Annotated in this window: 4 protein-coding genes; all 4 read left to right on the forward strand. The window is 39.9% G+C overall.

Translation table 11 applies throughout. From position 1 onward, the window contains the following. On the forward strand, positions 1–346 hold a 346-nt coding region (locus ACFVAJ_RS21705), incomplete at its 5' end, for a hypothetical protein (protein WP_376947945.1). A gap of 32 nt (positions 347–378) precedes the next feature. Beyond that, entirely contained in the window at positions 379–762 is a 384-nt protein-coding gene (locus tag ACFVAJ_RS21710) for a hypothetical protein (RefSeq protein ID WP_375838824.1), read from the forward strand. A gap of 131 nt (positions 763–893) precedes the next feature. Then, on the forward strand, positions 894–1547 hold the full coding sequence (locus ACFVAJ_RS21715) for a hypothetical protein (protein WP_376947947.1): 654 nt from the start codon (positions 894–896) through the stop codon (positions 1545–1547). Next, the coding region (locus ACFVAJ_RS21720) for a type IV secretory system conjugative DNA transfer family protein (RefSeq protein ID WP_376947949.1) at positions 1548–3532 on the forward strand (1985 nt) is incomplete at its 3' end.

Consider the following 3532-nt stretch of genomic DNA (forward strand, 5'->3'; position numbering starts at 1 on the left):
TCCGAGAGCAATAAAAAAACATGATGCTTCTTTATTGAAGCAAGAATTCCAGAGGTATGTAAATGCCTGTTATCTTTGTTCGCAGTTTTTAGAAGAAAATTCGCGGCAAGATGACATTACAAAAAGATTCAAAAACCTCTTAATACCACCGAAAGATGAAATAAGACAAAAAGAAGAACAGAGTCCTGAACAGTGGTTTATAAACGAAATACAGTCTTTACTTCAAGTTGACCTCTCGTCCCTTTATTCCGAAAAATATTGTCAAGGATTTGAGCATGTAACTAGCCATATAAAAGAAATCCTAGAGGAATATGAAAAAATTAAAAAGAAAATGGACAAATTTTAACAAACATTTATCGTTACAAGGGGGATTCTTTTATGAACGATTATGAGGATTATGAGCTCGATCCCGAGCCTGAGAATGAAGAAGTAAAATTTTATGACGATCAGTTTCGGAAATTTAGCGAGTATCCCTTAGCAAATAAGGATGATCTTTCCGTACAAAGAGCAATGGTAATTGTTCATGAATTGGAATCATATGCAGAGGGTGGATCATACAGCTTGTTTGAGGATATTTTCATTGATAAAGAACCCTTTTCATCGCTTTATGCTTGTTTTAAAAAAGACTATGAAAAACAATTCGGTGAACCATTTGACGAGCTTGAGCTGATGTTTTTAGAACCTTTGCAACTGGAGCTGATTGCTGCTTTTGTGAATGGAGTCCTAGAGGCTTCGCAAGTGGAGCCTGACGAGACGACATAGTGGTAATTTTGTGGTGCTAAATTGGTATATATTTTTGAAAATAAGCTTGCTACACTAAAGGAGGTGTAAACATTTTAGAAGTTCGGGGGTCTGTTGAGATGGATTATATTTTAAGCGAAAAGAGGCGAAGAGTGGTTGAAGCTATTGATCGTTTCGGTGTCATCACGAGTGTTCAGCTTGAGCGCTTTCTAAAAGATATGGGAGTCATGACGATTTACCGCGCTCGGGCACAAGGCGAAGAATTGGGCTTTGTAGAAACGAAAGCATTTGGCCGCAGAAAGGTTCTTTGCATCACAAAAAGCGGATCAAAATTTATTGGTCATATCGGTACTGCTGCCGGTCTTAGCTATTCCACTTTGCAGCATGATCTGACAGTGAATGATGTGATTTTTAGTCTCTTAGAGCGATACGCAGCGAAAGGCACTGAATTTGGTTTCAAGACAGAAAGAGAATTGACGCGTGAATTGATTCTTTCGTTAAGTGTGGAGCAAGCTCGCAAGCCCAATGCTTTAAGACACATCGCACAGGAAGTCCCTGACTTTATCCTGGTGAATAGTGAGCGGCGTTTCGCTTTTGAAGTGGAATTGAGCCGGAAAACGAGTGCGAGAATCGAAAAGAAGATGCATCAATATAAAAAGTCCATTGAAAATGGCTTGTATGATCGCGTTTTTTATATCTGTAAGGAGGACGCAATCAAAAATCATATTCATGCGTTTGCTTCATCGGTTGGGGTCAATATTTCTTTTATAATGCTAGATGATCTTTTAACTAATGGGGAGGATTAAATGGATTTAAACTTTTCGAGTGACAAGAATCGGCCGCCAGATAACAATGGCAAGCCGGATTTCACTTCTTTACTTGGATATGGAGCTGTCATAGCTGCGGCTGCGGCTGCAGGTTTGGCGTTTCTTCCTTCGCTTGTTTTAGGATTGCTGATTTTTGGCTTTGTGTACGCACTAAAGCAGGCCTCCAAGTTGAAAATTGTATTTTGGCCGGCGGTTATAGCTTTAGGTTTGATGCTATATTTCGCAGGATGGCAGCAGTTGTTTCAATTCATACCGGTTTCTTTATCTATAGCCGGTATGGGTAGTCGATTAGATTATTTTGAGCAGCTAATAAATAACGGTCAACCGTTCCATCCGAGTTATCAGTCCTATATTGCTGTTGCGGCTCTTTCTCTTATTATTGCGCGGTTAACTCTGGCGGTATATGAGTTTTTCAAAGGAAAGATCGTAAAGCCGAAAGAGGATGTAATCGAAGAATACCGCAGTAGTAAGGACTATGAGAAGATTTATCAGAATCGCGTGAAGATTAATGATAATATGCAGGCAAAATGGCGGAAAAACGTTGCAAAATCAGTGGAAAAATCATTACCGATTGAAAATATTTTGCTCGGCATTGATGAACACAAAAAACAAGCAGAAATGGCTTTAGAAGAGACAACAAAGCACATTTTGTTTCAAGGAACTACTGGAAGCGGAAAAACGATGGCAATTTTAACCGCAGCCGAAAGCGCATTGGCTAATGGTCAATCAGTATTTTTCGTTGATGGAAAGGGCGATCCGAAAACGATTGCTCAGTTCAAGAAGTTAACAGACAAATACGGTCGTAAGCTTCATGTATTCTCAGAAAAAACGTCTTTGAGATATAACCCAATTAGGCATGGTAATAGAACGAGTGTCACTGATCGAATCATGGCGATTTTCGATTGGGAAAACGCTTTTTATAAAAATGAAGCGGAAAACTTTTTGCAAAAAGTCATTCATATGATCCATGATTTTGATTTAAATACTGATTTGGCGACCATCGCCAAACACATGTCACTCAGCGCGGTATACAGAACATTAATGACTGACGTGGAAATAAAAGAGGAAGTCATTCAGGATAAAGTACCAGTCAAGAAAAAAAAGCCGGCGGAAGAGGATGATATTCTTGGCCTGAATGAATCAGAGCAAGAGGAAGTAGAGTACGAAATTAGAGAGCGTACAGTCAAAAATAAAGTATTGAGCGCAAGGGCAGCCCTTCATATGGAGCGTTTTTTCGGTAAAAGTCAGTTAACAGAGGATGAAATCGAATCATTGACCGATGAAAGCCAAGCCGATCCTGTTCTGATGCTTGTAAAAAGTATGAAAACACAGCTAGAAAAGTTGATTTATTCAGAACTTGGTGAGCTCCTTGAAGATGATCCTGACGGTCTCGATCTGCTTGAGGTATTAGAACGAGGAGAAAGCGTTATTTTCTCGTTCAATAGCAACATTTATTCCGAGTTTATCAAGCGGTTTGCAAGGTTTGTTATTGCTGATTTAGCATTCAGTGTCACAACTAGATACGCTCAGGACGTGCAGAAAGGCGCTCTCGGCATTTTTGATGAGTTTGGGGCCTATGGGTCTGAAACAATCGTACACATCCTTGCGCGGGCTCGTAGTGCTGAATTTGGGGCAGCTATTGGGATACAGTCGCTAGGAGATTTAGTCATCAATGGACAGGACATTTCAAAGCAAGTAATTGATAACTGTAATACGTTCTTTTTTGGCCGAAGTAACGAGGCTGAATCCGCAGAAACAGTGGCTTCTATAATCGGTACTTATAATGACGTGGATCTGACCACACAGACGGAAAATATCGGCGGCCCATTAAAAAGAATTGAGTTTAAAGCGGAAAAAGGAACAAGCCGGAAGGTAAAAAAATTCTATGTTCATCCAGACGAAATAAAGGACTTAGAAACAGGGGTTTTTGTAGTTGTCAGAAAGGCAGCGAGGGGGCTAAAACC

It is taken from the genome of Agromyces sp. NPDC057679 (genome assembly GCF_042799635.1).
Classification (GTDB): Bacteria; Actinomycetota; Actinomycetes; order Actinomycetales; family Microbacteriaceae; genus Agromyces.